General features: G+C 49.2%; 2 protein-coding genes. Both read right to left on the reverse strand.

The features are described 5' to 3' along the window. Positions 1 to 3,376 (reverse strand): PAS domain S-box protein (locus tag DU000_RS12465; protein WP_114403744.1); only part of this gene is annotated, 3,376 nt, incomplete at its 3' end. Further along, on the reverse strand, positions 3,373 to 3,580 hold a 208-nt coding region (locus tag DU000_RS12890; RefSeq protein ID WP_205074069.1), incomplete at its 5' end, for an ATP-binding protein. The genes DU000_RS12465 and DU000_RS12890, both read right to left, overlap by 4 nt.

A 3,580-nucleotide genomic window follows, 5' to 3' on the forward strand; every position in this document is an offset into this window, starting at 1 on the left:
AGATATTCTCGAAATAGTGATGGAGTTTTTCTTTATCGACTTTTTCCCAGCGTTCGACGCCGAACTTGGCGAAGCTGAGGATGGCATGCATGGGGGTGCGTAACTCATGGCTCATGTTGGCGAGGAATTCGCTCTTGGCTTTATTGGCCTGTTGTGCTTCATCCCGCGCTTGTACCAACTTCGCCGTCCGCTCTGACACAATTTCAGCCAAACTGTCTCGGTGGCGTTTTAATTCTTCTTCAGCAATTTTTACTTCGTGTACATCAGAGAAGGTTCCCGATAGCAAGGTTGCTTCCCCCTTACTGTTTCTGTCGGCAATGCTGCGTACTCGAAACCAACGGTAATCGCCATTTTTTACACGCATCCGTAAATCATATTGCCAGCGTTTGCCGAAATTGAGCATCGTATGGGTGTAGGTTTCAAAGGTCTCGCGGTCGTCTGGATGAACCAAATCAAGGAGTACCTGGCGGTCATTGATCAATTCATCATCCTGATAACCCAAAAGTTGCTTGTAGCGTGGGGAGAGGTAGAGTTCATCGGTCACCAGATTACGTTCCCAAATCCCATCATTCGCGCCGGCGACCGCACGTTCGAAACGGTCTGTCATGGTTTGTAGGTTTTGCTCGGCGGCCCGGCGCGCTCTATCCGTGGCTTCTTGCAACAGGCGAATCTGAAGTGAGGATGCAATCAGTTCTGATGCCATATTGGCGACATCGACATCATGCTGGGTAAAGCCTGGTTCTGTTGGCTGTTTAGGTCGACTGAGATAAATATAACCCAGTGGTACTTTATCAACGACCAAGGGCATGCATAACTCACTCAGCCCTGCGTGGTTGGCGATTCGCACTATCGTTTGCTGATCATGCAGGACGCTATGATAAAGCTGGCTCTGCGGGTAGTTGGGTTGCCCGAAGTGGGCAACCAGTTCAGGTTCATGCGTGCCCATTTCAAGGGTCAGCATCATGGCGCAGTCATGTGCATCGACATCTAATTTTAGGGCCCATAGAATACCCCGGTAAAGATCGGGGATATCCAGCAGCATGGCGGCGCTCAGCGCATTTTCTAGCTCAAGCCGGCGTGCATTATGTTGCCTTTCCTCATCGAGCCGTACGCTGTCGGTAATGTCATGCAAGGTGCCTGTCATGCCTATATACTGGCCTTGCGGGTCGGTGAGTTGGCGAATCGCCAACTCCACTTTTTTGCGGGTGCCATCGTGATGTCTTAGTTCGGCGCGAATTAAACTTGTATCACCGAGTTGCACTTTTGCCAGGGCCTGCTTATCTCGCTCATCTAAAATCGTGAGGGTATTAAAACAAGGTTGCTGGAGGCTTTGTTCAACCAAATAGCCACTCATCTTTTCCCAGGCATGATTGAGGTAAGTCCAGTTACCATCGGCATCGGTCTGGAAAATCACATCGCGCACATTGTCTACGATCATCCTGAGCCGTTCGCGGCTCAATCTGAGCGCTTCTTCATTGAGCTTTCTTTGATGAATGTCGCGACCAACACCCCGGTAGCCATAAAATTGGCCTGTATGATCAAATACCGGGGAGCCACTGATAGAAAACCAGCGCCATTCATTATTCACCTGAGACGCATATTCGAAGTCATAAAACGGTACGTGTGCATCGAGATCGGCCCGATGTTTTGACCAGTCTTCCTGGGTTGGCCCCAGTACATTCAATTCCCAGCGACACTTACCAATCGATTGTTTAACAGCATCGGGCATTTGAATCCGTGCCCCTGGGGTTTGTCGGATAAAACGATGGTTTTCATCGGTTTCCCAAAACCAGTCAGACGAGACATCAACCAAGGCACGAAATCTATTCTCACTCGCTTCCAGTCGCTGTTCTTGTTGTTTGCGTTCAGTGATATTTTCCACGATAGACCATGTATAAGCATGTCCATCATCAGTACGAATCACAATCCCGCGCACCATGACATCTATGCGTAAGCCTTTCTTGGTGACGAGTTGCTTCTCAAATGGAGCGAAACGGCCTTCCGTGCGTATTTGCTGCTGGATCAGGTGCTGATTCGCATTAAACTCGGGTGCATTCATCTCCCAATAGGACATGGTTAAGACTTCATCCAAACTGTAGCCCGTCATTTCCAGATAAGCCTGATTCGCTTGGATAAAACGTCCATTCTGATCGGCAAGATTAATGCCGATCGGGACGTGTTCATAAAACTCACTCAACAACATGGTTGATTCTTGGAGTTGCTGCAGGGTTTGTTTGGCTAGCGACTCTGACTCGCGCTGCGTTTGTATCAGATGGTTGAATTCTTCTGCCAGACTGCGTAACTCTGCCGTATGGTTGGCGCTGATTTCCAATTCTGCTGTGGTTTGATTACCATGCCGAATCGCCAGGATTTGCTGGCGTAAAGTTGTAATCGGTTTTAGGCTTTGTGTGGTGAGCAGGGCGGCAAGAATGGCACTTAAAAAGGTAAACAGACTGCCAGCAAGAATCAATTGCCGATTACTGTCTTTGAGTGGAGCAAGAATCTCCTTTTCAGGAATATCTAGTCGAATCAGCCAGCTTAATTCTTCGATTGCTTGCAACGTCACATAGCTAGCCTGATTTTTTTGTTGTTTTTCCAAGCGAATTTGGCGAACTTCATCCCTGTTGCGCATCCGCTTGATCTGTTCCTGTACCGCAGGCTCTACGGCTGTCCCGATCAGGGCTGCGTCGCGATGGGCGAGGTAAGTACCGGTATTGCTAATGATTGAGAGCACCCCAAACTGCCCGATATTGCGGCTAATCGGTTGCATAAAGAGTTCGTTACGCTTGATATCGATTCGGCCAATTAAGGCATGTGTAACCGTACCCGCCTGAAAAATCGGTACACTAATCGCCAGTACCCATTCTTGGGTGTGTTGATTAAAGTAAGGCGGCGATATGGCCGGTTTTCCTGCCTGAATGGCAAGCGTTTCTTGCTGCGCATGCGATAACACTTGCCCTGGAATATCAACTAGATTGGTGCTGCTTAGCACCTTTCCTTTTGCGTCAACCACCAGCAGATCATTGAATAGCACAAACAACGTTGATTGCTGCTGCCAATAGCCTTTTAAGTTTATCGGTCCTGTATTGATACGTTGCCGGTCATTTGCTTCGCCGAACTGTCTTTGTAGCTCTGCGGCGGCATGCGACAGGGCGTTGCGGGTGCGCGTAATCTGATCGTAGGTTTCAATGGCATAGGCATAGGAAATATGCTGATGTTGCTGCTGGCTAATCTGGATCGCTTGTCGTTGGCCGACTGTCCAGGCGTTATAACCCAAGGTGCCAGCAATGAAGAGTGTCAATACAATAACCAGCAGCGTAATTCTGCCCCGTAAGGTTTTCAACAGCGCCGAAAAAATGGGCTGACCCTCAATCACCGCACACTCCCTTCAAGATTCTCTGTATCAGTAACTGTCGTGCTGTGTTGGGCCGCAATCACACTAAGGGGAGAGGTTGGCAATCTAATTTCGAAGGCGGCGCCTGGTCGTGAGGGGTTATCGGGCGAGGCATTGTTATGGGCACTGATACGACCGTGATGCGCCTCAACGATTTCACGGCAGATAGCCAAGCCCAATCCTGTC

It is taken from the genome of Parvibium lacunae (assembly GCF_003335215.1).
Classification (GTDB): Bacteria; Pseudomonadota; Gammaproteobacteria; order Burkholderiales; family Burkholderiaceae_D; genus Parvibium; species Parvibium lacunae.